Genomic DNA, 25,594 nt, shown 5'->3' on the forward strand with positions numbered 1-25,594 from the left:
CCAAGCAACAAGTTAAGCCTGATGACCATAGCGAGGTGGTCCCACTCCTTCCCATCCCGAACAGGACAGTGAAACGCCTCTGCGCCGATGATAGTGCGGATTCCCGTGTGAAAGTAGGACATCGTCAGGCTAATATCCGAGAGGCCCGATTGCAATGCAGTCGGGCCTTTTCTTTTGGGCCTTTCTTTTGTTCGGTTCAAGTCCTTCCCCCGAATGAAAGGTCTCCAAGCTCCGGCTCGGCGTTCGTGCGTTCGAGCCTCAAATATTGGGGATGCAGAGACGCAGCCCAAGTGCAAATCACGAACTCAAGGGCCGACGGGAAGTTTCTTCCAACAACTCACAGGTCCGGCGGGTCGCCGCCTGCGAGTCGTCATCAATCGACGGTCGTTGCTGCGCCTCGCCAGCCGCAGCGTCTGGTGACAACAAGGTGCTGAGCCGCTCACGGACCGTCTCTGCCGTGGCGCGATTCAGCGGCAGCCAAGTCCCATGGCCCTGCCCGGTGAGCCGACAGCCATTTTCGAACTGGTCGTAGGCCGAAGCGAGCACCAACTGGGGGACGTCAAAGCGCAACGCTTGAGCGACGCTGCCGATTCCACCGTGGTGCACGAACGCGCTGGCGCCGCGCAGCAGCGCACTCAGTGGTGCGTGCCTGACTGACAGGACGTCGGGCGCCATGGCGGCGAGCGGGATGTCGTCGCTGCGCAGATGGGGCGACAAGATGACCACGGGTTGCCCCAGCCGTCGGCAAGCCGGCAATACCAGATCGTTGAAGCGCTCTGCGGCACCGGCCGCTGAGCCAGGGTAGGCGAGGACATACCGGGGATGTCGGCGAACGAAATCATTCCATGCTGTTGGCAGCGCGGGCTGGACACTGGGTTCATACAGCGGGAATCCGGTCTGCATGACCCCTCGTCGGCGCCAATTCGAGGGAATTGAGGCGAACTCGGGGGGGTACAGCGCGATGCCGCCGTCGGGCGAATGGAGCCAGTCTCCGAAGACCGAGGTCGCGATGCGGGGTGTCCCCCACTGGGCTTGCCAGCGCTGAAGGGCGGGTCGGGCCATGGGCTCCAGCTTCCATTGATCGAGCAGGTGCCACAGTACCCGGCGCGCCGGCGGCGGCACCCATCGCGGCACCTGCCAGGCGCCCAGGAACATCGGATCGTCGGCGCTGCGCAAGCCCATGGGGGCTGTATAGCCGGAGAGCAGACGGATCCGGTCCGGCCAACGCTCGCGCGCAAACCGTGCACCCGCAGCCAGTGGTGATGCCAGCACCGTCCAGCGGTCGCCGGTTGCGTGGGTCAACGCGTCGAGAACGTCGCAGGTCGGCCCGATCGAGGGGACGGCGAGATGCCGCCACAGCACTCCGAACCCGTGCAGCGGATGCCAGAGCAGTGGATGCTTCAGCGTGCGTTCATGCGCGGCTGTGTCGACCACCGCCCGAAAGGGCACGCCTTCGGCCAACGATTGACCTTCATAGGGCGCCTGAGACAGCAGCTGCACTTCGTGACCACGCTGGACCAGCGCTCGCGCGACGGCGAGAAACGGATGCAGGTCACCGGCGCTGCCCAGCGTGACGACGGCGAACCTCATCGCCGTGGTCCGCCGAAGCACTGAAAGTCAGTGAAGCGGGTGACCGCTGGCTGGTGCGCGAAGTTGTCGGCGAGTCTGCGCGGGCCGGCGGTCAAGGCGAAGTAGTCATAGGTGCCCGGCACTTCAACAGCCATCAGGTACTGAAAGTGGCAACGGTACCTGTCCCGGCGGATTGCTTGATAACGTTCGGGCGGGAAACAGCGCACAAAGCGAGGCGACACCCGTTTTGGCCCCCCTCCCGACGCCCGCGCCTCAGTGGGCACGCCATCCTCGCAGACATCGGTTGGATCGATCAGCGCAAAGCAGCAGCCATCAGGCGGTGCAGTGACGTCGATCCAATTCAGATCATGGGCGGCACGCAGTGTCCCGAGTTCTTGCCGGAACTTTGCGGCTTCAGGTTGATAGCTGAGCAGCGGGATGCACTCGCCCAAGGTCAGCAGCGATACCGAAGCCGGGCGCTGCAACAGTTGTCTGTCGGCGCCCAGGGCGCGCGCCAGCACACTGACCGCCAGCATCGCACCGGAGCTGTGGCCGACGACAAGCACCTCGTCGACATGGGGCGCCACGACCAACTCGCACAAGCGCTTGGCGAACTGGTCAAGCCGCTCTTCCAGGGTAGGCAACTGGCCACGCGACTGCTGCAGAACGACGCTGGCACTGCGCATCAACCAGGCCATCTGCACCTTGGCTTGCGCACCCTTTGCCCAGGCGCGCAACGGCACGATGCCACCAACGACCACCGCGACGCCCAGCCACGCTGTCGTGTGGCTGCCGATGGACCACGCGAGGCCGGCCAGGCCGAGCAGCGCAAACACCACGCCAGCGATCAAGCTCGCCGGCAGGCTCAACGCCAGAAAGGCGGGCCAGCTCGTCTGCAGGATGCGCCACAACGACCCGTTGACCAGCAGGCGCGCGGTCGTGCGGATCGTCACCGCGAGCAGTCGAACTTGTCCGCGCGGCCAGTGCTGGCGAACGATGTCGTCCCAGCGCAGGAACTCGTAGCGCGTATCGACCGCTTCGCCGCCGTCGGCGCCTTGCCAACGCACGTCCCATGCGGCATTGCGGCCAACTCGTTGGCGCGGTCCCACCGTGATCCGGTCGCCGCTGACCTTGGATTGCAGTGCAGCCTGATCGGCGTAGAGCGCGTGGTAGTGGCCGGGCCCCTGCGGATCGAAGCCGCTCAGGTACAGCACATGCCGGCGCCGCACGCGCTTGTCGTTGGAGGCCGACATTGCCGCAGTCGTCGGCGCCATCAAAAAATGGTCTGCTTGTGCAAACCCTTGGCCAGCATCAGATCGACCAGCGGCTGCTCACGCTTGTTGGCGCGGCGGCAATGCCCGGGTTGGAAACGGTCGGTCAACCAAATGACGCCACGGGCCCAGCGTTGCTCCCGCGCGCGCCACGCGTGGGACGAGACCGACTCCCACGCGTAGCCGTTGAACAGCGTCGCGTTGACGAAATGGTCCAGCGCCCGCACCCCCGCGCGGCCCCTGGCGGTCGGACCGCCGAGGCCGATCAACACCAACAGCAGATAGCCGGCGATGGCCATCGGCACGATCGCCGTCATCACCAGAAACCCCGCCATCCGCTCCTTCATGGCCCCTCACCGACTCGGCGCTGAAATACGCGCAAACGGATGCCATTCTCGGCGCGAATCGTCAACCGACCGACCGGCTCCGGCACATGGCCCGGCACCGGTTCGACGCGGAACTCGCGGGCCAGCGTGGCCAGGATCAACGCTGCCTCTTGCTGGGCGAACGCAGCGCCAATGCAGACCCGTGGGCCCATGCCAAACGGCAGGTACGCGCGGCGCAGCGACTCGCGCGCCGACGGGCCGGGGTCTTGCGCAGGTGCATCAGATCCGGCGTCGTCGTAGCGGTCGGGGTCGAACTCGTCAGGCCGAGCCCAGAGGTCACGATGGCGTTGGATCAGCCACGGCGAGATGACCACCGATGCATGGGCTGGCACCCGCTTGTCGCGCATCGTGCAGCCGGCCGCCGACTGCCGCGCCAGGAAGCCGACCGGCGGGAACAGTCGCAAGGCCTCACGAAACACGTTGCGCGCCAACGCCAGGTCCTTCATCGCGCCGGGGTCGTCGCTGTCAGGGTCGAACGTGGTGCGCGCCTCTTCATGCAGGCGCTCTTGCACCGACGGGGCATGTGCCAGCAGGTGAAGCGCCCACGACAACGCGCTGGCCGAGGTCTCGTGCCCGGCCAGGAACAGCATCGCCACCTGATCGACCAGCTCGTCGAAGCCGAAGCCTTGACCGGTCTTCCCATCGCGCACCTGCAGCAACGTGGCCAGGATGTCACCTTCGATGACCACCTGGCCGGCTTGCGCCGCTTCGAAACGCGGTCGGATCAGCGCGGACAGCAGCGTGCGGATTTCCGCTGCGGCATGCCGACTGCGGCGGATCTGCCACCACGGGCGCAGCCAGCGCAGGCCGAAGAACGCCGGCATCATCAGGCGCGGCGCCAGCGCCTGGTAGCGCTCGAAGGCGGCGAACACCTGCTGCGCGCCGGCGCTGTCCAGGGGTTGCGACAGGATGGTGCGCAGGATGATGTCGGCCGCGACGTGGGTCATCTCGATCTCTACATCGTGCTCGGCGCCTTCCGGCACCTTGCGCAGGCGCTGGGCCATCGCGGCGGCGGCCTCGCGCATGCGGCCGAAAACATGCCGGATGCGCGCGGCCTCGAACGACGGGTCCATCAGCGCGCGCTGGCGTTGCCACACTTCGCCGTTGGTGGTGAAGATGCTGTCGCCCAGCAACGGGCGCAACGCGTCTCCCAGCATCGCGTGCTTGGGGAATGCGGCCGCTTCATCGACCATCACCCGGCGTACCAGCGCCGGCTCGTTGACCATGTACAGGTCGACCCCCGGCAGATGCACCTCGCCCATTTTCATTTGGTAGCTGCGGGCGTACAGGCTGTCCAGCCACGAGCGGCGCTTGCTGAAGAACATGCGCCAGGCGGACGGCCGCTTGGCCTGCGGTGCCGGGTAGTGCGGGCAGAATCGTTCAGGGGTCATGGATCAGTCGAAGCCTGGGGCGGGTGGCGGTCACGCAGCGTGGGTCGGCCGGCAGTGAAGGCCAGCAGATCGTAGCGGCCGGCGAGATCGGCAGGTTTCAGGTACTGCATGTGCATGGCCAGACGATTGCGCCGCAGTGTCTGGTAGTGCTCGGGCCGCAGGATCTTCGGGAAGCGTGGCGACAGGCGGTGCAGCACCGCGCGGCCTGGCCGATGCCAGGGCGATATGCGTGCGCATCCTGCCCAGTCGGCAGGTGCGGTGTAGTCGACCCAAGTCAGTTGCGGATGGCTGGTCAGTGCGTCCAACTCGTTACGCAATTGGTCAGCGGTTGCAAAGTAGTAGACCAGCGGGGTGCAATGACCCAGAGTCAGCAAGCTCAGTTGCGGGCCTCCGCTGCGGCCAATGTCCGGCGACAGGCTCAATGCGCGCGACAACGCACTGGCGGCCAACGTGGCGCCTGTGCTGTGGCCGACGACGAGCAGTTCCTGCGCATCAGGCGACTCCGCGGCTGCCTGGGCGATCAGCGCAGCCATGGCGTCGACGCGCGGGTCGAGCTCGTGCACGCGACCCGCGGCCTGGGTGTGCGAAAAGCCGTAGAGCCGCATCAGCCAGTCACTGCCGAGCCGATGGGACAGCCGCCGCCAACTCCACCAAGCGCCGCCACAGGCGACCAGGCCGACGGTCAACGTGGCCCACGGCGCCGCTGATGGCGGCAGCCCCGCCACGATGGCAGTTGCCAGCACGCTCCACAGCAGTGCCATCAACAGCGCCACGCCAAGCGGGAACACGACGAACATCCAGTTCAGCCGCGAGGCGCGCCATGCGCGGCCGAAGAAGCCCTGCCGGAACCCATCGACGTAGAAGCTCCAGTGGTCGCGCAACACACGGCCAGCGGTGCGCTCCCAGTGGGCGCGCACGATGTCGTCCCAGCGCAGCAAGGTGTAGCGGGTGTGCAGGTCGTCGCCACCTGCACTGGCCGGCCAGTGCACGTCCCATTCGTCCGCCCACTCGTTCAGCCGGCGGCGTCCGCTGACCTGCACCGGCGGGTCATCCGCGCCCTCCGAGCCGGCGGGGCGATGGGCGGCAAGGTTGCGGGACAGGTGGTGGTAGAAGCGTGGGCTTTTCGGGTCGAAGCCTGCAATGAAGAACACGCGCCGGTGCAAAGGCATGCACGGATTGTCGCGTGGCAGGCGTCAGGTGGCCGGTGGCGGCAGATCGAGCACGCCATTGTCGCTGTGCAACAACCCGTCCCCGATCAGCTTCTCGACCAGTTCATGGGCCCAGCGTGCCGGCGTCAGTGCGGTGCGACCGATGCGCGTACTCAGTTCGAAGATCGGCGTCTGCAGCAGCCAGGCTTCCAGCTCGGGGCGCCCCCGGGATTGATGCTCCATCATGTGGAACATCACCAGCGCACGGGCGGCGTGTTGTGCATGGCGCGCCGGATCCTGCTCGAAAGCGCTCAGTCGCCGTCGGCTGGCCGCCAGCGCGGCCGGCGCATCGCCGAACACGTCTCCATGGCCGGGGATCACGCAGCGTGGCGCCAACGACTCGATCAAGTCCAGCGTGCGCCGTGCCGGGCCAAAGCCGTCTTCGCCAAACAGCTCCGGGAAGATGATCGCCAGGCGGTCTTCCCAAAGCGCGTCGCCCGAGATCAAGGTGCGCGTTTGCGGCTCGAACAGCAGCACGGCGTCGGGGTCGTGGCCGGGGGCGGCGTGGACTTGCCACTGCGCCTGGCCCAGCCTGAGCGTGCAGCCCGGCGCGATCGCGCCGTCGACGCGGAAGCGCTCGCACAGCTGGCCGGTGGTGCGGTAGCTCAGGCGTGTTTCGTCCCAGGCTTGCACCACCTCCAGCGAAGCTGTCGGCACATAGGTCTTGGCCGGGTGACGGGCCTGCAACGCCCGGTTGCCGCCGCAGTGGTCCGAATGCAGGTGGGTGTTGACGATGCGTTCCAGCGCCGCGCCGCCCAGGGCCTGCTCGACCAGCGTGATCGTCATCCCGGCATGTCGCGCATAGCCGGTGTCGACGACCGTGGCCGGGGCGCCTGCGCCGCCTGCCGCAAACACGATGTTGTTGGCCGACAGCCAGTCGCGCTGCAGCACCTGGGCGCCCAGCGAGCGCAGCGTGCCGGCGTGGGCTGCGCTCATCCGCCGGTGTGGGCGCGCAACTCGCGGCGCAGCACCTTGCCAACCGGCGATTTGGGCAGCTCGTCGCGGAACTCGATCACCTTCGGTCGCTTGTAGGCGGTGAAGTTGTCGCGGCACCAGGCGGCCACGTCTTCTTCCGACAGCGTGGCGTCTTTCTTCACGACGAACAGCTTGACCGCCTCGCCCGAGCGGGCGTCGGGGATGCCGATCGCCGCGCACTCGAGCACACCCGGGTGCAGATTGACGACCTGCTCGATCTCGGTCGGGTAGACGTTGAAGCCGGAGACCAGGACCATGTCCTTCTTGCGATCGACGATGCGCACGTAGCCGCGCTCGTCCATGATGCCGACATCGCCGCTCTTGAAGAAGCCGTCAGGGCCGATCGCCCTGGCGGTTTCGTCCGGCCGGTTCCAGTAGCCCGCCATCACCTGGGGGCCGCGGATGCAGATCTCGCCCGGTGTGCCGAACGGCAGGTCACGCCCTTCGTCGTCGCGGATGGCGATCTCGGTCGATGGGATCGGCATCCCGATCGTGCCGCTGAATTCGGCCACGTCGAGCCGGTTGCTGGTCGCTACCGGCGAGGTCTCCGACAGGCCATAGCCCTCGACGACCGGACAGCCGGTGAGCTTCAGCCATTTTTCGGCCGTGGCCTGCTGCACCGCCATGCCCCCGCTGTTGGTGACGACCAGTTCCGAGAAATCGAGCCGCGCAAAATCTGGTTCGTTGGCCAGTGCGTTGAGCAGCGTGTTGACGGCCGGGAACATGTTGATCCGGTGCTCGCCCAGCGTGCGGATCAAGCCGGGGATGTCGCGCGGGTTCGGGATCAGCAGGTTCATGATCCCGAGCCGAGCGCCCATCATGTAGCAGATGGTCAACGCGAAGATGTGGTACAGCGGCAGCGCGCAGACGCAGGTCAGCGGCTTGTCGCCCAACTTGTCGAGCATCGGGCCGAACCAGGCCTCTGATTGCAGGATGTTGGCCACGACATTGCGATGCAGCAGCGTGGCCCCTTTCGACACCCCGGTGGTACCGCCCGTGTACTGCAGGAACGCGACATCGTCGGGGCCGATGGCCACCGGCCTCAGGCGCATCCGCGTGCCTTCCGCGATCACCATGTTGAAGCGGGTGACCGAGCGGCCATCGGCCAGCGGCAGGCGGTATTCGGGCACCATCTTCTTCAGGTGACGCACCGCAAAGTTGACCAACTGGCCTTTCCAGAAACCGAGCAGGTCCCCCATCGACGCGAGCACGACATGGCGCACCGAGGTGCCGTCGATCGCCTCCTCCAGCGTGTGGGCGAAATTCTCGAGCACGACGATCGCGGTCGCACCGCTGTCCTTCAGCTGGTGCGCCAGCTCCCGCGCGGTGTAGAGCGGGTTCACGTTCACCACCACCGCGCCGGCGCGCAAGATGGCGCCGATCGCCACCATGTACTGCGGCAGGTTCGGCATCATCACGGCGACGCGGTCGCCCTTGGCCAGCCCTTTGGCCTGCAGCCACGCGGCCAAGGCTTCGGAGAGCTCGTCGACCTCGCGAAAGCGCAGGCGGCTGCCCATGCAGCACGCCGCGTCGCGCGCGGCATGGCGACGCCATGAGTCCTCCAGCAGCGCCACGACCGACGGGTAGCGCGACGCATCGACGCGCGCCGGCACCCCCGGCGGATAGTGCGCCAGCCACGGGCGTGGTGCGGTCGTTGCGGAGGGGGCATCGGCCAGGGCGAGGTCGGTCACGGCGAATCCAGAAGTCAGAGATGAGCGGGGCGCCCCATGCTGCGGGGCGCTGCGGCGGCCGGCTACGGTAGTTGTCCCAACGCAGAGGCTTCAGCTGTCGCCGGGGTGACAGCGGGCGTGTCGAACAGGGCCTGCATCAACGCACGTTCGCGCTGCTCGATCAACGCCAGGAACTCGGTTGCGCCGCCCATGGCACCGAAGGTGTCGAAGCCGCGTTCGAGAAAGGTCTGCAGTGATGCCAGGCCTGCCGCCCGAGCCGGCCCGCGCATCAGCTTCAGGCTGTGGCGCAGCAGGCGGTTGCGGGTGTAGCGGTCCAACTGCTGGCCCAAGGTCATCACCAACTCGATCTGGCGCGCGCGGTCGGCCGGCCGGCCGGTGGCTTGCCACGCCTGGCGATAGGCGGTGGCGTCGACGTGTTCGCTCGGCAGCAGACGTGCCATCGCACTGTCCAGCGATTCGGACAAGGCGTGCAACTCGGCCAGTGCGTCGACCGTGACCACCACCTCGCTCGGGAACAGCCGCACCAGCGCGGGCACGATGCGGGCGAACTGGGCGTCGCGCTCGGCAAAATCCTGTGGGCCGTAGAGGTCGTCGAGAAAGAAGCGCGCCGCCGCGGCGTAGCGTGCATGGGCCAGCAGGTCGGCGTGGCTGCGGGCAAAACGGTCGCGCTGGTAGGTCTTGAGGGCCCGCACCTTTGCCGCCCAGGCCGGCTCGGCGATACGTGCCGCTCGCTCGGCCTGCACCTGTTGCAGATGGCCCAGGATGCTGGCCGCCAAGGGGGGGCTGGTGCCGTTGCTATTGCGCATGGTGTCGTGAGCCTATCGCAGCGGGCCGCCGTTTGGGTGCCGAGCCTAGTGGCGGAGCTCTAGCTTCGGTGGCGCCTGCAGCACTGCACCGGTGTGACACTGTGCGGATGACGCCTGTGCCGATCCCGCGCTGAACCATGCTGGCCCGATTGCAACAACTGCTGGTTTTGGGCTGGTGCATGGCGCTCCTGGCTGCCGCCATCCTGCCCTGGCGGGCCGGTTACCCGGTGGGCTCGCTGGTCGCGGTGGCCGTGGTGCTGGCCAGCCACGCGTTGTGGCTGCTGGTGACCTTTGCGCTGATGCGCTGGCACAACCGGCGCGACGCGGCGCCACCCGTGAGCTGGCGGCAGTGGTGGGCGGCCTGGTGGGGCGAGGTGCGGATGGCGCCGCGGGTGTTCGGCTGGCGCCAACCCTTCGCCTCAAATGCCGAGCGCGACTTCCTGCCGGCCGATGCGCGTGGTCGCGCGGGCGTCGTGCTGGTGCACGGCTTTGTCTGCAACCGGGGCCTGTGGACACCTTGGTTGGCGCAATTGCGCGCTGAAGGTGTCCCGTTCGTGGCGGTCAACCTGGAGCCGGTGTTTGGCTCCATCGATGACTACCCGGCCATCATCGAAGCTGCCGTGAAGAAGCTGGAGGCGTGTACCGGCGAGAAGCCGCTGCTGGTGGGCCACAGCATGGGCGGGCTGGCGATACGGGCCTGGCTGGCCCGGCAGGCGGCCGACGGGCGCATCCGCGGGGTGATCACGATCGGCACGCCGCACCGCGGCACCTGGCTCGCCACGCTGTCGCAGTTCGGGCGCAACACGCGCGAGATGCGGCCGGGCAGTGACTGGCTGTGCCGGCTCGAGGCCGGCGAGACGGCCTCACGCCGCGAACTGTTTCTCTGCATCTACGGCCATGGCGACAACATCGTCTTCCCGGCCTCGCACGCCGTGCTTCCCGGGGCCCGGCAGTTGCACGTCGCGGGCACTGCGCACATCGATCTGCTGCACCATCCCGAAGTGGTCGCCACGCTGTGGCAGGCGCTCGGTCGGCCGGGACCGCGTGACGGCGCCTGAGCCGGGAGTGGCCCGGCCCCACAGGCCCGACGCGGCCAACCACAGCGGCGCCAGTACCAGCCACAGCAGGGCGCGGCCATCCGCCACCTGGGCGTGCAGCAAGCCCAGCACCCAGACCGACAGTGCCAACCCCCATGCCAGGCACAGCAGGGCGCGCGAAGGTTGACTCGCCCACGCCGGGTGGATGCGCCGGCCGAGCTGACGCAGCGTGAGATGGCCGGCGACCAAGGCGCTGATCGCCAGCAGGGCGCCGCTGAACCAGGGGCCGAGCCACTGGCGAAGCGGGAACATCGGGTCGAACGCCGGCATCGAAAGCAGGCCGACGCCCACTGCCGTGGACAAAGCCAGGAACAGGGCCAATCCGTAACGACGACTCATGTCAGGTGTCATGCCGACCTGCTTCTTGTGGGAGCGATCTTTCGACCGAGAAATTCAGTGTCGCGTCGGCATCGCAACGGCACCATCACCCCCTTGGGGGATTACCCGCGGTGCTCAGCTGTCGATTTCGCGCAGCAGCGTTTCGGTCGGCCCCAGGCCCATGTTCAGCAACTGGGCGATGTCGCGCACATCGTCTGGCACTGCAGGGTTGGTCCAGCTCTGCGCGGTGTGTCGCGCCAGTCGGATCGCCAGCATCACGTTGCGGACCTGGCTCGCACTTTCCTGCCGGTCGTCGGTGATGCGCACCAGCAATTCGGGCAAACGCCAGGTCACCATCAAAGCATGCTGGATCTCGGCCAGCGGTACCCCCAGCAGCGCGCGCTGCACGGCAACGCTGCGCAGCGTCGGATCGGTCTTCTGGCGGTAGGCGATGTCCAGCGCCAAGTGCGGCGCATGCAGCCACAACAGCATCTCGGCAAAGTCGTGCAGCAGCGCAGCCTCGTGGATCACCGGTGCGTCGTGGTCGAAACGGTGGACCGCGAAGCTGAGCGCGAACTTGCCTGCACGGTGAGCACGCTGGAGCACGTCGCGCAGACCTTGCAACGCTTCGGGCTGGTCGTGCAGGTGCTGCTCGATCGTCGGCTGCGGGCCGAAGTCGCGGAAGAACGGGGTGATGCCGATCAGCACCAGCGCCTCGGTGGCGGTCTCGACATCGGTCTGGCGCCGGCCACTGTTTTGCAAGCCGGCGGTGTAGGCCAGCAGCTTCAGCATCATCAATGGGTCGGCCGAGATGACGTCGGCCAGCATGCGGGCATCGACGGCGTCCTCGTTTTCGCGCAGGTCTTCCAGTGCGTTGGCCGTGCTGGCGAGCACCGGGATCTCGGCCTGCTGGAAATAGCGCACCCAGCCGGCCACATCCAGCGGCGTGCGGCGAGGTGGAAACAGCGAGGCGTCAGGTGCGTTCATGGGGCCGAAGTCCGGCCGCAGGGAGCAGCCCGGTTTTCGGCTTTATCGGCTGGCCGGCACCGAAGTTGAGCCGGCCGGCGACCCCTGGTGAAGCACCAGGGGTGCCGACCGGCCTGATCGACGCCTGTTCCGCACCGATCACAGGCGCGAGACGTCGAGGCGGCCGACGTACTCACCGTTGACGAACAGCGCACCTTCGGGTGCGCCGGCTTCGGCGTAGAACTCCACCTCGGGCAACGGGCCGGGCTGTGCCGGGCGGGCGACGGGCGCGGCCAGTTGCCGAGCGAACCAGGCCAGCCAGACACCGGCGCGGCGCAACTGCCGGGCGGCGAGGCGGCGTGCCGGGTGGGCGGCCGCGACGGGGCGCCAGGGCGCGGGCCCATGGGCGACTTGGGGAACGTAGAGCGGGCGATGCATGGTGGTGACTCCAAGGGGCTCCACCGATCGGGCAGAGCCGAAGAAAAAAAGGATTCAGGGGCCGTGGCGGTCGCTGTCGGCGAGCTTCAGCTCGCGGCGCAGCTCATTGCGACCTCGTTGGCGTTGCGACCTGTCGCCACGGTCATGGCGGCCGGCTTGGCGCATGCGGGTTGGCGCGACCAACGGGTTGCGTGGCTTGGCGGTGGCAATGGTGAATTTCATGAACGCTCCTTGGGAATGACGGGATCGAACGATTTCAAAGGGCCTGCCGCGCTCACTGGTGCTCGGCAACGTCGAACGAGTCGCCGGCGGCCAGCACCGCGGCGTCGACAGGTGCCTTGGCGCTGGCGGTGCCGGGGGCCTGGCGGGCAGCGCGCAGGTCGGCCATCAGCAGCCGGCACAGCATCCAGGCGTGCCAGGCGCTTTGCGCGACTTGCGAAACAAACATCGGGTTGTGCATGGGTCTTCTCTTTCTTGTGCAGTCGATCGTCACCGGCGTCCGGCCGGTGGCGGGCAAAGCGCGGCGTCGGTGCCGCTGGGTCACTGGTGGGCCAAAGCAAACGGCCCGGGTGGAAAACCAACCCGGGCCGTGTGTCTGTGGAGGCCGCCGGAGGCGGCGGCCTTCAGCGCAAGTGACGACGACGGTGGGTCGAGAGGGATGCGACGCCTGCCACACCAACCGACAGGAAGGCGGCTCGGTGGGCGAAGGTCGCGCACAAGTTCAGCAGCATCAAAGGTCCTGGTGGGTGGCAGGGCCGGCCGGGAGGCCGGGGCGAAGGCTCTGTGGTGTCGGCTGGGCTCGCCTCCTGCGAGGCGGCCGCCGTTCTCCCTGAGCTGGGCGCAATGATAAACGATTGATTATCTTGCGCAACCACTTTTTATCAGTTGAGCATCCACAAGAAGGAGGACGTGGCAGAGCCGCCACCCGAAATGGTGGCGTCTGGCGGCGTAAGGCAACGAAATGAGGCGGCCCAGCGCGGCCGCCGGGCTCAGCGCTTTTTCTTCAGCGGCGCGACCCCGCTCTGGGTCTTCAGCCACAGCGAGTGCATGTCGTCGGCCGGCACGGTGCCGGGTGCCGGCTTGCCCGGGCGCAACACGCCGGGTGCGACCACGGTGGGCGGGGCGACCGGTGCGGGGGGCGCTGGCGGTGCGGCGGGGGCCGTTGCCGGCATCAACACCTCGCCCAACAGATCGAGCAGCCGGGTGCGGGCCCGCTGCGGGTGGCGCCTGTAGTACGTCAGCACCAAGCCGACGATGAAGCGTTCGTCGTCATCTTGCGGCAGCGGGGCATCGTTGCTGGCCTCGGGCAGGGCGGCGCCGAGCGCGGCGCGGCCGCCGCCTTGCGGCTGGTCCATCCAGCCATACGGCTTGTGGCAACACTGTTCGAACTGGCGCGCCAGGCGCTCACCGATTTGCCGCGAGCGGCCCTTGATCTGGCTCCAGTAGCTGGGTTGAATCTGCAAGCGTTCGGCGAATCGCCGTTCAAGGCCGCGCAAGGTGGCGGCATCGGGGTGCTTGACGGTGCTGCGAACGAATTCGTCGAACAACAGCAATGCGTTGTCCAGCCGAACCGCCGCCACGTCGCGGGGAAACTCCATGGCGCTGATGATAAAGCCGCGTTGCCTCGCACATGGGGTCAAACCGCTTGCTCACAACGGTCGGCCCGGTCTCCAATCCAGAAGACGTCAGAACTGATGGAGCCATGCCGATGAATTTCCGCTCAATCCGGCCGATCGGCCTGACCGTGCTGCCGGTCGCAGCGCTCATCGGGCTCGGCGTTGGCGCGGTCAGTGCTGCGGCGGTTGAACGCGCGATCGAGCGCGAGGTGGTGGTACCCGCCACGCTGGACCAGGCCTGGGCCGCGTGGACCACGCGCGAGGGCGTCACCAGCTTCTTTTCGCCCGACGCCGAGATCGACGCCCGTGTGGGCGGCGCCTTCCACATCTTCATGGACCCGACCGCAGCGCCCGGCGAAAAGGGCGCGGACGACATGCGCTACATGGCGTTGCAGCCGAAGAAGATGCTCTCGTTCGACTGGAACGCGCCGCCCAGCCTGCCCGAGGCGCGCGCGCAACGCACCTTCGTGATCGTGCGCTTCGAGCCGGTCAGTGACAAGGAAACACGGGTGACGCTGCACCACACCGGCTGGGGCACCGGGGGCCAATGGGACTCGACCTACGCCTACTTCGACAAGGCCTGGCCGCGTGTGCTGGAGAGCCTGCGCAAACGCTTCGAGACCGGCCCGCAGGATTGGGCACCCTGGCTGGCACAGCTGAGGGCCTACAAAGTGAAAGAGGCTGCCGCAGCAGCCTCTTCAGCCGCCAGCGCGGCAGCGAAGTAGCAACGCAACCCGTCAATCGTCGCTCGCGGCGACCTTGTGCTGGCTGGTCAGCTGCTGCTGCACCGTGGGCGGCACCGCTTCGTAGTGCGACAGGCTGAGCGTATAGCGGCCCTGGCCGCTGGTCAGCGCGTTGAGCCGGTTCTGGTAGCTCATCAGCTCGGCCAGCGGCGCCTGGGCTTTGACCAGCATCAGCCCGGCCATCTGCGCATCGGTGCCGGCCACCTGGGCGCGGCGTGACGACAGGTCGCCGGTGATGTCGCCGGTCGACGCCTCGGGCGCGGTGATCTCGACGTTGACGATCGGCTCCAGCACGATCGGCCGCGCCTCCAGGATGGCGGCGACCACAGCCTTGCGACCGGCGGTGACGAAGGCGATTTCCTTGCTGTCGACGCTGTGGCTCTTGCCGTCGTGCACGGTGACCTTGATGTCGACCACCGAGTAGCCGGCGATCACCCCGCCAGCCAGCGCTTCACGCACGCCTTTTTCGACCGCCGGGATGAAGGTGTTCGGGATCGCCCCGCCCTTGACCTCATCGGCGAACTGGAAGCCGCTGCCGCGCGGCAATGGTTCGACGCGCAGGAACACCTCGCCGAACTGACCCGCGCCGCCGGTCTGCTTCTTGTGCCGGTGGTGGCCCTCGGCCTTGGCGGTGATGGTTTCGCGGTAGGCCACCCGCGGTGGCCGGGTGTTGACCTCGAACTTGTGCACGTCGCGCAGCCGATCGAGCAGGATGCGCAGGTGCAGGTCGCCCAGGCCGTTGACGATGGTCTCGTTGGTGGCGGCGACGTGTTCGACCTTCAGGCACGGGTCTTCGTCGACCAGCTTCTGCAAGATCTCCCACATGCGCTGCTCGTCGCCGTGGCGTTTCGGCTCGATCGCCAGGCCGTGCACCGGCACCGGGAAGGCCAGCGGCTTGAGGTGGATGTGATCGTCTTCGGCTGCGTCGTGCAGCACCGCGTCGAAATGCAGGCTGTCGACCTTGGCCACCGCGCAGATGTCGCCGGGCAAGGCCTTTTGCACCTCGACATGGTCCTTGCCCTGCAGCATGAACAGGTGGCCGACCTTGAACGGCTTGCGGCCGTCGCCCACGTACAGCAGGCTGTTCGGCGTCACGGTGCCCTGGTGCACGCGGAACACGCCCATCTTGCCGACATATGGGTCGACCGTGACCTTGAACACATGGGCCAGCACGTGGAGCGCCGGGTCAGGGGTGGCGTGCATCGGTTCGGCGTCGGGGCCCTCGCCGCGCAGAAAGTCGGGCGGATTGCCTTCGGTCGGGTTGGGCAGCAGCCGCACGATCACGTCGAGCAGTTCGCGCACGCCGGCGCCGGAACGGGAGGAGACAAAACACACCGGGATAAGGTGGCCCTGACGCAGTGCCTCTTCGAGCGGGGCGTGCAGCTCGCTCGCGTCCACGTCGCCGTCGTTCAAGTAGCGCTCGACGAAGTCGCCGTCGACCTCGACCACCTGCTCGACCAGCGCGCGGTGGGCCGCCTCCACCGACGAGAAATCGGCCGAACCTTCGCGGTTGTAGAAGCAGTCGACCACCTGCGCGGCGCCCGCCGACGGCAGGTTCAACGGCAGGCATTCCTTGCCGAAGGTCGCCTGGATCTGCTCCAGCACGCCCTGCAGGTCCACGCCCGGCGCGTCGATCTTGTTGACGATGATGATGCGGTCCAGGTGCCGCTCGGCGGCGTGCTGCATCATGCGCACCGCCATCGGCTCGACGCCGGTGGCAGCGTTGATCACGATGGCCGCGGTTTCGACGGCCTCCAGCGCCGGCAGCGATTGGCCGACGAAATCAGCCGCCCCCGGGGTGTCGATCAGGTGGATACGGGTGTCGGCATGCTTCAGGTGCATCACCGACGAATTCAAGGAGTGCTGCAGCCGGCGCTCGAGCGGGTCGTGGTCACTGACCGTGCTGCCGCGTTCCAGACTGCCGGATGCGCCGATCATGCCGGTCTTGACGAGCATCGCCTCGGCGAGCGATGTCTTGCCCGCGGCCGCGGGCCCGACCAGCGCCAGGGTTCGGATCGCGGCGATCGCGGGATGGGTCGCCGACGCGGCGCCAGGGGCCGTTGCACCGGCGGCCGTGGCCCCGGCCGCCGGAAGATCTGGGCTTGACATGGTGGCTCTCCTCGTGAGTCAACGAAGGGCCGCTCCCGAGTCGACTCACCCCCTCGGAGGGCGGTGGCTGCATCCAGGCAGCCGCCTCGGGCCCTGCATCACCCGTCGCGGCACGAGAGCGCCGCGAAGGTGGCGGGCCATCAAGTGAACCCCAGCCTACGCCTGCCCGCAGCCGGGCGCAAGCGACTGAACACCGAGAAGAAAAACGCCCAGGGCGGGCCGGGCGTCGGAAATCGATACCGCGGGCCAACCCGCGGCGGCGCACTACTGGAACGCCACTTCTGCAAAGCCCCGCAGCTTGCGGCTGTGCAACTGGCCGACGCTGGATTCGCGCAGCAGCTCGAGCGCTCTCACCCCGATGCGCAAATGCTGGTCGACCCGTTCGCGGTAGAAATGGTTGGCCATGCCGGGCAGCTTGATCTCGCCGTGCAGCGGCTTGTCGCTCACGCACAGCAAGGTCCCATAGGGCACGCGGAAGCGGAAACCGTTGGCCGCGATGGTGGCCGATTCCATGTCGAGCGCGATCGCGCGGCTCTGGCTGAAACGGCGCTCGGGGCCCGGGTGCGGCAACAGCTCCCAGTTGCGGTTGTCGGTCGACGCGACCGTGCCGGTGCGCATGATCTTCTTCAGCTCATAACCCGACAATTGGGTGACTTCGGCGACCGCGTGCTCGAGCGCGAGCTGCACTTCGGCCAGCGGCGGGATCGGCACCCACAGCGGCAGTTCTTCGTCCAGCACATGGTCTTCGCGCACATAGCCGTGGGCCAGCACGTAGTCGCCCAATTGCTGGGTGTTGCGAAGGCCGGCACAGTGGCCGAGCATGATCCACGCGTGCGGGCGCAGCACGGCGACGTGGTCGGTGATGTTCTTGGCGTTGGCGGGGCCGACGCCGATGTTGATCATCGTGATGCCGCCATGGCCCTCGCGCACCAGGTGGTAGGCCGGCATCTGCGGCAACCGCGGCGGCGGGTGGCCGGCACCGGCTGCAGGCAGGCCGACGCGCGGCGTCACCACGTTGCCGGGCTCGACGAAAGCGAGGTAGTCGCTGTTCGGGTCGCCCATCCACAGGTGACCCAGGCGGATGAACTCGTCGATGTAGAACTGGTAGTTCGTGAACAGCACGAAGTTCTGGAAGTACTCCGGCGCGGTGCCGGTGTAGTGGCGCAACCGGTGCAATGAATAGTCGACCCGCGGTGCGGTGAACAGCGCCAGCGGGTGCGGGTCGCGCGGGGCCGGCTCGTAGGTGCCATTGGCGATGCCGTCGTCCATCGCGGCCAGGTCAGGCAGGTCGAACAGGTCGCGCAGCCGCATGCGCCGCTCGGGTGTCATCGTCCCTTCCAGGTGGTCGGCCTCGGCGAGCGAGAAATGCACGGGAATGGGCTGGGTGCCCAGCCCGATGTCCAGCGCCACACCGTGGTTGCGCAGCAGCAGGCGGAACTGCTCGCGGTAGTAGTCGGCGAAGAGTTCAGGCCGGGTCAGCGTGGTTTCATAGACGCCCGGGCCGGCGACGAAACCGAAGCTCAGCCGGGTGTCGGCGCGGGCCACGGTGTCGGTCTGCACGCGCACGCTCGGGTACCAGGCGCGCACCCGGCTGGTGGGCTCGTGGCCGGCGACGAAACTCTGCAAATGCTGGCGCAGATGCTGCACCTGGCTCTGGTACAGGGTGGCCACCTGGGCCAAGGCGGCGTCGGCGTCGGTGAAGGTCTGGCGGGGGGTGAATGGGGCTTCGCTCATGCACCATTCTCGCGCCACGGAACGGCCGTTTCGGCACGTCCCCAAAGGGTAAATTCGCGTAAAGGCTGCGCTTGGGGGTCGCCCTGTGCCGCATCCTCATGCGTTGCCAGAGTGGAGGCACTGTTGTCGCCGCTCGTCTTTCGAGGAGAACACTTTGAAACGCCACACCTGGGCCGCCCTGGCCACCACCCTGACCCTGATCGCTCCGCTGGCCGGCTACGCCCAGACGGCCGTTGAACCTGCGCCTCCCGATGCCCCTGCTGCGCCCGCTGCCCAAGCCGCGCCGCCCGCCCCGCCGGCGCCCGCCATGGTCCCCGGCGAAAAGCCGCAGCGCCTGCCGCAAGACAAGTTCGCGCAGGTGGACGCCAACCGCGACGGCGCGATCACCCGCGACGAGGCGGCAGCTGCCCCGCAGCTGTCAGGCAAGTTCGACGAGATCGACGCCGACCGTGATGGCCGCGTCATGCCGGCCGAGCTGAAGGCGTACGCCAAGACCCATCGCGGCGGCGCCAAGGGCGCCTTCAGCAAGATGGATGGCAATGGTGACGGCGTGGTCACACGCGATGAGGTTGCCGCCAACCCCAGGCTCTCCCGCAAGTTCGACGCCGCCGACATGGACCGCGATGGCCGCGTCACGCCGGAGGAAGCCAAGGCCGCCAGAGGCAGCAAATAGGATCCTTCCTTGCCGGCCCGTGAGGGCTGGCTGACCGGCCCAGCCCATCGTCGCTGGCCGGAAACACGAGCGCGCACGTCGCGATCGATGGTGCTGAATCGGGCGCGCGCCGAGCTGTTGGCGGCGCAGGGCAAGGCCGCGTGCCGGGGCCGTCAGCCTCGCACGCCTCTTGCCAAGGCCTCAAGCCGGGCATTGGCCGCAATTCCCCCCACTTTTGTGGTCATATGCTTTTGCGTTGCGGGCCTATGATGCACTCACCATGATCTCGATGCAGGGTGTCCCTTCTGTCCTGATCGCCAAGAACCAATCCTGGGTTCGGAAGCAGGCACAGGCACTGGTGCGCCACCTGCCGGCCAACGTCGAGCGGGCCGACCTGATCCAGGTCGGGCTGATCGCCGTGGCGCAGGCGGCGGTCAGTTTCGAGTGGGAAGGTGACCGCGACACCGCGGAAGCCCAGGAGGCTTTCGTGCGCTACGCGCGCATGCGGGTCAAAGGCGCGATGCTCGACGAGTTGCGCCAGATGGACTACCTGAGCCGCGGCGAACGCCGCAAGATCAAGGTCATCCAGATCGCCCGCGAGCGCCATCGCCAGACGCACGGCGCCGAGCCCAACTTCACCCAACTGGCCGCTGCCACCGGCTTGGCCGCCGAAGAGATCAGCTCCTTGATGCAGGCCGACCAGATGGGCCGCCATCAGGTCAACCTCGACGCCGACGAAAGCGACGAGGGCGGCGACCACGGCCACCGCTTCCACCCGGCCACGCCGCAGGAGGAAGTCGAGGCCCGGGTCGACACCGGCATCGTGATGCGTCGGCTCGAAAGTTTCTTTGCCGACCTGCCCGAGCGCGAGCGCATGGTCATCGATGCCTACCTGGGCGTCGGCTTGACGCCGCTCGAGGTAGCCAAATCGCTCAAGGTGACGCCGTCGCGTGTCTCGCAGATCTACCACTCGGTGGTGCGCCGCGTCGCAGTGCACTTCGGCAACGGGCCGAGCCGCGCGACCGACCGTTACCCGGACAAGTCGTCCGAGGAGTTCGCCGAGCTGATGCGCCAGCGCGAAGAGCAACTGCACCGCAGCCCGCACGACGCCTGGGACGAAATGATGGAGCAAGTGCTCACCCAGCGTGGGCGTGGCAAGCCGCCTGCCAGCAGCGGCACCGGCGAAGACGACTTCATCGAGGTCACGCCGACCACGCGCTGGGGCTGAGGCACAGCGCTGGCGGGCGGTTCGGCGCGTTTAGATCACCTTGGCGCCCACGACCTGCTGCAAGGTCGCGCCGTAGTCGGCATGGTCGCCATCCAGCGTGCAGAGCATCAGGTGGATCGGCCACTCCAGTTGAGCCAGGCGGTCGACGATGGCCTGCTGGCGGTTGCGCTGGCGTGCCCACCAGGTCAGCTTCACGCCCAGCACATAGGTCTCGATGTTCGGGTCTGATGGCAGTTCGCGCCGGACCAGATAGGCGCTGTCGATGCCGTCGTGGTCGACCCGGCTGAGCAACTGCTGGACAGCCGCCCATGCATCGCCCCCAAGCCCGTGCGGTTTGACGACGTGTCGGGTGTTCAACCGGTTGGCGTCCTGCTGCCGCTGGTTCTCGAAGGCATCGCGCTGACGCCAGCGTTCGGCAAAGTCTTCGGCGCGGGTGTCGTCACCGCGTTGCTTGAAGTGGCTGTATGCGCGCTCACAGGCCGGCTTGGTCGCGTCGGCGTCCAGCGCCATCGCGCGCTCCAGCAGGGCAACACCACCCTCGTCGTCCTTGTCCAGGCGCAGCACCCCTTCGAGGTACAGCGCGCCGGCACGGTCCGGATGGTCGGCGTTGTAGGCCGCCAGCGCATCCCGCCAGTCGGTGCCCGGCTCCAACTGCACCTGCAGCTGCAAGCGCTCGAGTTCTTCGTCGGGGTTGCGTTCTGCCTGCGACCGCAAGGCCACCAGGCGGCTGCGCTGTTGCTGGATTTCGCCGTGCCGTTCACGCCAGGGTTGGGTGACGCGTTCGGCCCACGCCGTCTGGAAGTGATCGTGCAGCGTGGGCAGCAGTGCGCCCAGCCATGCCTCGGCCGCGGACGGACCCTGGCGCGGGCGCGGCTGCGTGTTCATCGTCTCGGCCTGGCCGGGTAACGCCGACAGCCGGGCCGCCAGCGCGGGGTGGGTGTCGGCGAGACTTGTTTCGCGTGCCAGGGCCTGGCTGAGCCAGCGCTGGGCGTTGTCGGCAGCCAACTCGGTGCCGGCCTCGTTGGCCCAACGCGCCATCAGGTCGCGCGGCGGCTGAGGCTGGTCGCGGATGCGCTCGAGCGTTTGATTCAGAAAGCTGTCGTAGCGCGGGCTCGCCAGGTTGACGCGTTTGAGCGCGTCGGCCGCCGCCTGGGCGCCGACCAGGTCCACCGATGCGCGATCGGCCTGGTACTCGTTGGCCCGCGCCAGCACGAAGGTGTAGGCGTTGAAATACGGCGCGTACCAGCCGATCAGCCGTTGCAGGCCGCGGCCGATGAAGCCTTGCCACTGCTCGGCGTGGTGCTGGATCGTGCCCCAGCTCAGGCGCAGGCGGTAGATGAAGGCGCCGAAGCGGCTGTGCGAGCCCGCCAGGTGGCCATATTCGTGCGCCACCACTGCCATCGCCTCTTCGGGCGACATGCTGTCCAGCAGCGGCAGGCCCAGCAGCAGGTAGTTGCGCGGGAACCCGACCAGGCCGAACAACGGCCGCTGAACCACGGCGGCGTTGATCTGGTCGATCAACAGCACGTGGTGCACCCTGGGGCCGCGCAGTCGCTGGCGCATGTCCTGCACGGCAGCGAACAGCGCGGGCGCCTGGGCTGCCGTGAGCTCCAGCCCGTCCGGGGGCGGCAGCCGCACGAACATTGCGCGCAGCGAATGCTTGACCAGGAACCACAGCGGGATGGCCAGCAGCCACAGCAGCTTGCCGAGCTTGAACAGCAGCAGCAAGGCCTTGCCGCCCGTCAGCAGCGTTGCGATCGCGATGCCGACCAGCAGCACCAGCCCCAGCCCGGCGGCGCCGAGCACCAGCGCCAGAATGCCGAAGCCCAGCAGGGCGAGTGCCGCGACCTTGATCGCGTAGCTGCGTGGATGCTCGGCACTCTCGCGCTCGAGCCGACCCACCATCTGGGCAAAACGTTCTGCGTCCATGATCCCCCCATGCGCGCCTGCACGGCGCTGTCCTGGGTAGGAATTGTCGCGTCAGCCTTGGCGGCCCGAAGCGGGGAAAGCCCGGCCTCGGGCGGCATTCGTCACATGCTGCGGCGGTACTGCCCGCCCACCTCGAACAGCGCCGTGGTGATCTGACCGAGCGAGCACACGCGCACCGCGTCCATCAGCACCTCGAAGACGTTGCGGTTCTCGATCACCGCGGTCTGCAGGCGCTGCAGCATCGCCGGTGAATCACCGGCATGCTGGGTGTGAAAGTCGGCCAGGCGCGTCAACTGGCTCTGCTTTTCTTCTTCGGTCGAGCGGGCCAGCTCGATGTGCTCGGGCACCGGGTCGCCGTGCGGGTTGCGGAAGGTGTTGACGCCGATGATCGGGTACTCGCCGGTATGCTTCAGCATCTCGTAGTGCATCGACTCTTCCTGGATCTTCGAGCGCTGGTAGCCGGTCTCCATCGCACCCAGCACACCGCCGCGTTCGGCGATCTTCTCGAACTCGGCCAGTACGGCTTCTTCGACCAGCTCGGTCAGCTCGTCGATGATGAACGCGCCCTGGTTCGGGTTCTCGTTCTTCGCCAGGCCCCACTCGCGGTTGATGATCAGCTGGATCGCCATCGCGCGGCGCACACTCTCTTCGGTCGGCGTCGTGATCGCCTCGTCGTAGGCGTTGGTGTGCAGCGAGTTGCAGTTGTCGTAGATCGCGATCAGCGCCTGCAGCGTGGTGCGGATGTCGTTGAACGCGATCTCCTGCGCATGCAGGCTGCGGCCCGAGGTCTGCACGTGGTACTTCAGCTTCTGCGAGCGCTCGTTGGCGCCGTAGCGGTCGCGCATCGCCACCGCCCAGATGCGACGCGCGACGCGGCCGAGCACGGTGTACTCCGGGTCCATGCCGTTCGAGAAGAAGAACGACAGGTTGGGCGCGAAGTCGTCGATGTGCATGCCACGCGCGAGGTAGGCTTCGACGAAGGTGAAGCCGTTGCTCAGCGTGAAGGCGAGTTGCGAGATCGGGTTCGCGCCGGCCTCGGCGATGTGATAACCGCTGATCGAGACCGAGTAGAAGTTGCGCACGTCGTGGTGCACGAAGTACTCGGCGATGTCGCCCATCACCTTGAGCGAGAACTCGGTCGAGAAGATGCAGGTGTTCTGGCCCTGGTCTTCCTTCAGGATGTCGGCCTGCACGGTGCCGCGCACGTTAGCCAGCACCCAGGCGCGGATCTTGGCCGCCTCGGTGTCGCTCGGCTCGCGGTTGTTGTCGGCGCGAAACTTGTCGAGCTGCTGGTCGATCGCGGTGTTCATGAACATCGCGAGGATCGTCGGCGCCGGGCCGTTGATCGTCATCGAGACCGACGTCGTCGGGCTGCACAGGTCGAAGCCCGAGTACAGCACCTTCATGTCTTCGAGCGTCGCGATCGAGACGCCCGAGTTGCCGACCTTGCCGTAGATGTCCGGCCGCGGTGCCGGGTCGGCGCCGTACAGCGTCACCGAGTCGAAAGCGGTCGACAGCCGCTTGGCCGGCATGCCCTCTGACACCAGCTTGAAGCGTCGGTTGGTGCGGAAGGCATCGCCCTCGCCGGCGAACATGCGCGTCGGGTCTTCGCCTTCACGCTTGAACGCGAACACACCGGCGGTGTAGGGGAAGCTGCCGGGCACGTTGTCCAGCATCAGCCACTTCAGCACTTCGCCATCGCACTCGTAGCCCGGCAGCGCGACCTTGCGGATCTTCGAGCCCGACAGCGTGGTGTGGACGAGGCGGGTGCGGATCTCCTTGTCGCGGATCTTCACCACGTAGTCGTCGCCGGCGTAGGCCTTCTGCATGTCGGGCCACTGCGCCAACAGGTGGCGCGCATCGGCGCCGAGCTGGCCTTCGCGCTGCTGCGCCAGGTTCAGCACCGCGTCGCGGGCGTTGGTCTTGTCCGGGTTGGCTTCGGTCAGCATGCGCGCCGTGGACTTCAGCTGCTGCACCTCGCGCGCCAGCCGTGCTTGGGCGCGCGCGCGGGCCTTGTAGCCGCGCACCGCGTCGCTGATCTCGGCCAGGTAACGCACGCGCGCCGACGGCACGATCGGCGTCTGGTGCGTGCTGTGGCGCGTGGCCACCGGCGGCAGCCGGCCTTCGGTGAGCTTCAGACCCACGTCGCGCAGCCGCTCACGCAGCGCCTGGTACAGCGCCGTCACGCCGTCGTCGTTGAAGCGGCTGGCCATCGTGCCGAAGACCGGCATCTGGTCCGGCATCACGGTGAAGGCTTCGCGGTTGCGCTGCACCTGCTTGCTGACGTCGCGCAGCGCATCGGCCGCACCCTTGCGGTCGAACTTGTTGATCGCGACGAACTCGGCGAAGTCGAGCATGTCGATCTTCTCGAGCTGGCTGGCGGCGCCGAACTCGGGCGTCATCACGTACATCGGCACGTCGACCAGCGGCACGATCGCCGCGTCGCCCTGGCCGATGCCGGAGGTCTCGACGATCACCAGGTCGAAGCCGGCGGCGCGGGCCGCGGCGATCACATCGGGCAACGCGGCCGAGACCTCGCTGCCGGTGTCGCGCGTCGCGAGCGAGCGCATGTAGACGCGCGAGCCTTGGCTCCACGGCGAGATCGCGTTCATGCGGATCCGGTCGCCCAGCAGCGCGCCACCACTCTTGCGGCGCGACGGATCGATCGAGATGACAGCGATGCGCAGCGCATCGTCCTGGTCGAGGCGGAAGCGGCGGATCAGTTCGTCGGTCAGGCTGGACTTGCCGGCGCCACCGGTGCCAGTGATGCCCAGCACCGGGGCCGGGTGGGCCTTGGCGGCCTCGTGCACGGCAGCCACCAGCTCGGGCTCGGCCTTGCCGTTTTCGAGCGCGGTGATCAGCTGGGCCAGTGCGCGCCAGGCGGCTTCCGAGTGGCCCTGGATCGCCTTCACGGTCTTGGGCGCATGCACCGTCAGGTCGGCGTCGGCGCGCATCACCATCTCGCCGATCATCCCTTGCAGACCCATGCGCTGGCCGTCTTCGGGGCTGTAGATGCGCACGCCCTGGTCGGCCAGCGCGCGGATCTCGGCTGGCACGATCACGCCGCCACCGCCGCCGAAGACCTGGATGTGCGCGCCGCCGCGCGCGCGCAGCAGCTCGACCATGTAGCTGAAGTATTCGTTGTGGCCACCCTGGTAGCTGGAGACGGCAATGCCTTGCGCGTCTTCCTGCAGCGCCGCGGTGACGACCTCGTCGACCGAGCGGTTGTGGCCCAGGTGGATCACCTCGGCCCCCATGCCCTGCAGGATGCGACGCATGATGTTGATGGCGGCGTCGTGGCCATCGAACAGCGACGCGGCGGTGACGAAGCGCACCTTGTTCGTCGGGCGGTAGGCGGCCAGGGCTTTGTACTCGGCGGACAGGTCGGTCATGGTCGAACTCGTGGGATGGGCGGGCGGGCCGGGAAGGTCGGACGTCTGGTTGACGTTTACGTAAACGTCAATTGT

General features: G+C 67.6%; 21 protein-coding genes and 1 rRNA gene. 5 read left to right on the top strand and 17 right to left on the bottom strand.

The window, feature by feature from the left end; translation table 11 throughout:
- Positions 1 to 17: 17 nt before the first annotated feature.
- A 5S ribosomal RNA gene (rrf, locus tag VFY73_RS07760) occupies positions 18 to 130 on the top strand.
- A 167-nt stretch (positions 131 to 297) separates the two neighbouring features.
- Here rrf and VFY73_RS07765 read toward each other — a convergent pair.
- The 8 genes from VFY73_RS07765 to VFY73_RS07800 form a co-directional block, all read right to left on the bottom strand.
- Positions 298 to 1,590 (bottom strand): glycosyltransferase, encoded by a 1,293-nt coding sequence (locus VFY73_RS07765; protein ID WP_329717355.1) that lies wholly within the window; start codon positions 1,588 to 1,590, stop codon positions 298 to 300.
- Positions 1,587 to 2,822, bottom strand: coding sequence for a hypothetical protein (locus VFY73_RS07770; RefSeq protein WP_329717356.1), 1,236 nt, complete (start codon positions 2,820 to 2,822; stop codon positions 1,587 to 1,589). Before VFY73_RS07770 ends, VFY73_RS07765 begins: the two co-directional genes overlap by 4 nt.
- Before the next feature lie 20 nt (positions 2,823 to 2,842).
- Positions 2,843 to 3,175, bottom strand: coding sequence for a hypothetical protein (locus tag VFY73_RS07775; RefSeq protein WP_329717357.1), 333 nt, complete (start codon positions 3,173 to 3,175; stop codon positions 2,843 to 2,845).
- An 8-nt stretch (positions 3,176 to 3,183) separates the two neighbouring features.
- Entirely contained in the window at positions 3,184 to 4,617 is a 1,434-nt protein-coding gene (locus tag VFY73_RS07780) for a cytochrome P450 (RefSeq protein ID WP_329717358.1), read from the bottom strand.
- Positions 4,614 to 5,786, bottom strand: coding sequence for a hypothetical protein (locus tag VFY73_RS07785; RefSeq protein ID WP_329717359.1), 1,173 nt, complete (start codon positions 5,784 to 5,786; stop codon positions 4,614 to 4,616). Before VFY73_RS07785 ends, VFY73_RS07780 begins: the two co-directional genes overlap by 4 nt.
- A 24-nt stretch (positions 5,787 to 5,810) precedes the next feature.
- Positions 5,811 to 6,761, bottom strand: coding sequence for an MBL fold metallo-hydrolase (locus VFY73_RS07790; RefSeq protein ID WP_329717360.1), 951 nt, complete (start codon positions 6,759 to 6,761; stop codon positions 5,811 to 5,813).
- Entirely contained in the window at positions 6,758 to 8,491 is a 1,734-nt protein-coding gene (locus VFY73_RS07795; RefSeq protein ID WP_329717361.1) for a long-chain-fatty-acid--CoA ligase, read from the bottom strand. Before VFY73_RS07795 ends, VFY73_RS07790 begins: the two co-directional genes overlap by 4 nt.
- Positions 8,492 to 8,553: 62 nt before the next feature.
- Positions 8,554 to 9,297, bottom strand: coding sequence for an FFLEELY motif protein (locus tag VFY73_RS07800; RefSeq protein ID WP_329717362.1), 744 nt, complete (start codon positions 9,295 to 9,297; stop codon positions 8,554 to 8,556).
- 137 nt (positions 9,298 to 9,434) lie between these two features.
- On the opposite strand from VFY73_RS07800, the gene VFY73_RS07805 reads away from it, so the two are divergent.
- Positions 9,435 to 10,355 carry an esterase/lipase family protein gene (locus VFY73_RS07805; RefSeq protein ID WP_329717363.1) on the top strand — a complete coding sequence of 307 codons (921 nt, stop codon included), beginning with the start codon at positions 9,435 to 9,437 and terminating at the stop codon, positions 10,353 to 10,355.
- Positions 10,356 to 10,847: 492 nt separating this feature from the next.
- On the opposite strand, the gene VFY73_RS07810 is transcribed toward VFY73_RS07805, so the two are convergent.
- The 5 genes from VFY73_RS07810 to VFY73_RS07830 form a co-directional block, all read right to left on the bottom strand.
- Complete coding sequence (locus tag VFY73_RS07810) at positions 10,848 to 11,699, bottom strand: HDOD domain-containing protein (RefSeq protein WP_329717364.1); 852 nt, start codon at positions 11,697 to 11,699, stop codon at positions 10,848 to 10,850.
- 138 nt (positions 11,700 to 11,837) lie between these two features.
- Positions 11,838 to 12,116 (bottom strand): hypothetical protein, encoded by a 279-nt coding sequence (locus VFY73_RS07815; protein ID WP_329717365.1) that lies wholly within the window; start codon positions 12,114 to 12,116, stop codon positions 11,838 to 11,840.
- A gap of 54 nt (positions 12,117 to 12,170) precedes the next feature.
- A complete protein-coding gene (locus VFY73_RS07820) occupies positions 12,171 to 12,338 on the bottom strand; it encodes a hypothetical protein (protein ID WP_329717366.1) in 168 nt (55 codons plus the stop codon).
- A 52-nt stretch (positions 12,339 to 12,390) separates the two neighbouring features.
- Complete coding sequence (locus VFY73_RS07825) at positions 12,391 to 12,564, bottom strand: hypothetical protein (RefSeq protein ID WP_329717367.1); 174 nt, start codon at positions 12,562 to 12,564, stop codon at positions 12,391 to 12,393.
- Positions 12,565 to 13,105: 541 nt separating this feature from the next.
- Complete coding sequence (locus VFY73_RS07830) at positions 13,106 to 13,714, bottom strand: hypothetical protein (protein ID WP_329717368.1); 609 nt, start codon at positions 13,712 to 13,714, stop codon at positions 13,106 to 13,108.
- A gap of 110 nt (positions 13,715 to 13,824) precedes the next feature.
- Between VFY73_RS07830 and VFY73_RS07835 the strand changes: the two genes are divergently transcribed.
- On the top strand, positions 13,825 to 14,457 hold the full coding sequence (locus VFY73_RS07835) for an SRPBCC domain-containing protein (protein WP_329717370.1): 633 nt from the start codon (positions 13,825 to 13,827) through the stop codon (positions 14,455 to 14,457).
- A gap of 12 nt (positions 14,458 to 14,469) precedes the next feature.
- Here VFY73_RS07835 and fusA read toward each other — a convergent pair whose 3' ends face one another.
- A complete protein-coding gene (gene fusA / locus VFY73_RS07840; RefSeq protein WP_329717372.1) occupies positions 14,470 to 16,584 on the bottom strand; it encodes an elongation factor G in 2,115 nt (704 codons plus the stop codon).
- Between the two features lie 264 nt (positions 16,585 to 16,848).
- Positions 16,849 to 18,318, bottom strand: coding sequence for an AMP nucleosidase (locus VFY73_RS07845; protein WP_329717374.1), 1,470 nt, complete (start codon positions 18,316 to 18,318; stop codon positions 16,849 to 16,851).
- 154 nt (positions 18,319 to 18,472) lie between these two features.
- Here VFY73_RS07845 and VFY73_RS07850 point away from each other — a divergent pair, with 154 nt between their 5' ends.
- On the top strand, positions 18,473 to 18,991 hold the full coding sequence (locus VFY73_RS07850; RefSeq protein ID WP_329717376.1) for a hypothetical protein: 519 nt from the start codon (positions 18,473 to 18,475) through the stop codon (positions 18,989 to 18,991).
- Between the two features lie 259 nt (positions 18,992 to 19,250).
- Entirely contained in the window at positions 19,251 to 20,198 is a 948-nt protein-coding gene (locus tag VFY73_RS07855; RefSeq protein WP_329717378.1) for a sigma-70 family RNA polymerase sigma factor, read from the top strand.
- Positions 20,199 to 20,228: 30 nt separating this feature from the next.
- On the opposite strand, the gene VFY73_RS07860 is transcribed toward VFY73_RS07855, so the two are convergent.
- Together VFY73_RS07860 and icmF are read right to left on the bottom strand one after the other, a co-directional pair.
- Complete coding sequence (locus tag VFY73_RS07860; RefSeq protein WP_329717380.1) at positions 20,229 to 22,127, bottom strand: M48 family metallopeptidase; 1,899 nt, start codon at positions 22,125 to 22,127, stop codon at positions 20,229 to 20,231.
- A gap of 101 nt (positions 22,128 to 22,228) precedes the next feature.
- Positions 22,229 to 25,519: a fused isobutyryl-CoA mutase/GTPase IcmF gene (icmF, locus tag VFY73_RS07865; protein ID WP_329717382.1), complete on the bottom strand. Its 3,291-nt coding sequence runs from the start codon at positions 25,517 to 25,519 to the stop codon at positions 22,229 to 22,231.
- Positions 25,520 to 25,594: the final 75 nt, after the last annotated feature.

The sequence above is a fragment of the Ideonella sp. genome, from assembly GCF_036277275.1.
GTDB lineage: Bacteria > Pseudomonadota > Gammaproteobacteria > Burkholderiales > Burkholderiaceae_C > Ideonella.

Excerpts from the sequence above, each read along its gene's own strand:
- VFY73_RS07765 (WP_329717355.1), bottom strand. The coding sequence starts at position 1,590 with ATGAGGTTCGCCGTCGTCACGCTGGGCAGCGCCGGTGACCTGCATCCG.
- VFY73_RS07770 (WP_329717356.1), bottom strand. The coding sequence starts at position 2,822 with ATGTCGGCCTCCAACGACAAGCGCGTGCGGCGCCGGCATGTGCTGTAC.
- VFY73_RS07775 (WP_329717357.1), bottom strand. The coding sequence starts at position 3,175 with ATGGCGGGGTTTCTGGTGATGACGGCGATCGTGCCGATGGCCATCGCC.
- VFY73_RS07780 (WP_329717358.1), bottom strand. The coding sequence starts at position 4,617 with ATGACCCCTGAACGATTCTGCCCGCACTACCCGGCACCGCAGGCCAAG.
- VFY73_RS07785 (WP_329717359.1), bottom strand. The coding sequence starts at position 5,786 with ATGCCTTTGCACCGGCGCGTGTTCTTCATTGCAGGCTTCGACCCGAAA.
- VFY73_RS07790 (WP_329717360.1), bottom strand. The coding sequence starts at position 6,761 with ATGAGCGCAGCCCACGCCGGCACGCTGCGCTCGCTGGGCGCCCAGGTG.
- VFY73_RS07800 (WP_329717362.1), bottom strand. The coding sequence starts at position 9,297 with ATGCGCAATAGCAACGGCACCAGCCCCCCCTTGGCGGCCAGCATCCTG.
- VFY73_RS07805 (WP_329717363.1), top strand. The coding sequence starts at position 9,435 with ATGCTGGCCCGATTGCAACAACTGCTGGTTTTGGGCTGGTGCATGGCG.
- VFY73_RS07810 (WP_329717364.1), bottom strand. The coding sequence starts at position 11,699 with ATGAACGCACCTGACGCCTCGCTGTTTCCACCTCGCCGCACGCCGCTG.
- VFY73_RS07815 (WP_329717365.1), bottom strand. The coding sequence starts at position 12,116 with ATGCATCGCCCGCTCTACGTTCCCCAAGTCGCCCATGGGCCCGCGCCC.
- VFY73_RS07820 (WP_329717366.1), bottom strand. The coding sequence starts at position 12,338 with ATGAAATTCACCATTGCCACCGCCAAGCCACGCAACCCGTTGGTCGCG.
- VFY73_RS07825 (WP_329717367.1), bottom strand. The coding sequence starts at position 12,564 with ATGTTTGTTTCGCAAGTCGCGCAAAGCGCCTGGCACGCCTGGATGCTG.
- VFY73_RS07830 (WP_329717368.1), bottom strand. The coding sequence starts at position 13,714 with ATGGAGTTTCCCCGCGACGTGGCGGCGGTTCGGCTGGACAACGCATTG.
- VFY73_RS07835 (WP_329717370.1), top strand. The coding sequence starts at position 13,825 with ATGAATTTCCGCTCAATCCGGCCGATCGGCCTGACCGTGCTGCCGGTC.
- fusA (WP_329717372.1), bottom strand. The coding sequence starts at position 16,584 with ATGTCAAGCCCAGATCTTCCGGCGGCCGGGGCCACGGCCGCCGGTGCA.
- VFY73_RS07845 (WP_329717374.1), bottom strand. The coding sequence starts at position 18,318 with ATGAGCGAAGCCCCATTCACCCCCCGCCAGACCTTCACCGACGCCGAC.
- VFY73_RS07855 (WP_329717378.1), top strand. The coding sequence starts at position 19,251 with ATGATCTCGATGCAGGGTGTCCCTTCTGTCCTGATCGCCAAGAACCAA.
- VFY73_RS07860 (WP_329717380.1), bottom strand. The coding sequence starts at position 22,127 with ATGGACGCAGAACGTTTTGCCCAGATGGTGGGTCGGCTCGAGCGCGAG.
- icmF (WP_329717382.1), bottom strand. The coding sequence starts at position 25,519 with ATGACCGACCTGTCCGCCGAGTACAAAGCCCTGGCCGCCTACCGCCCG.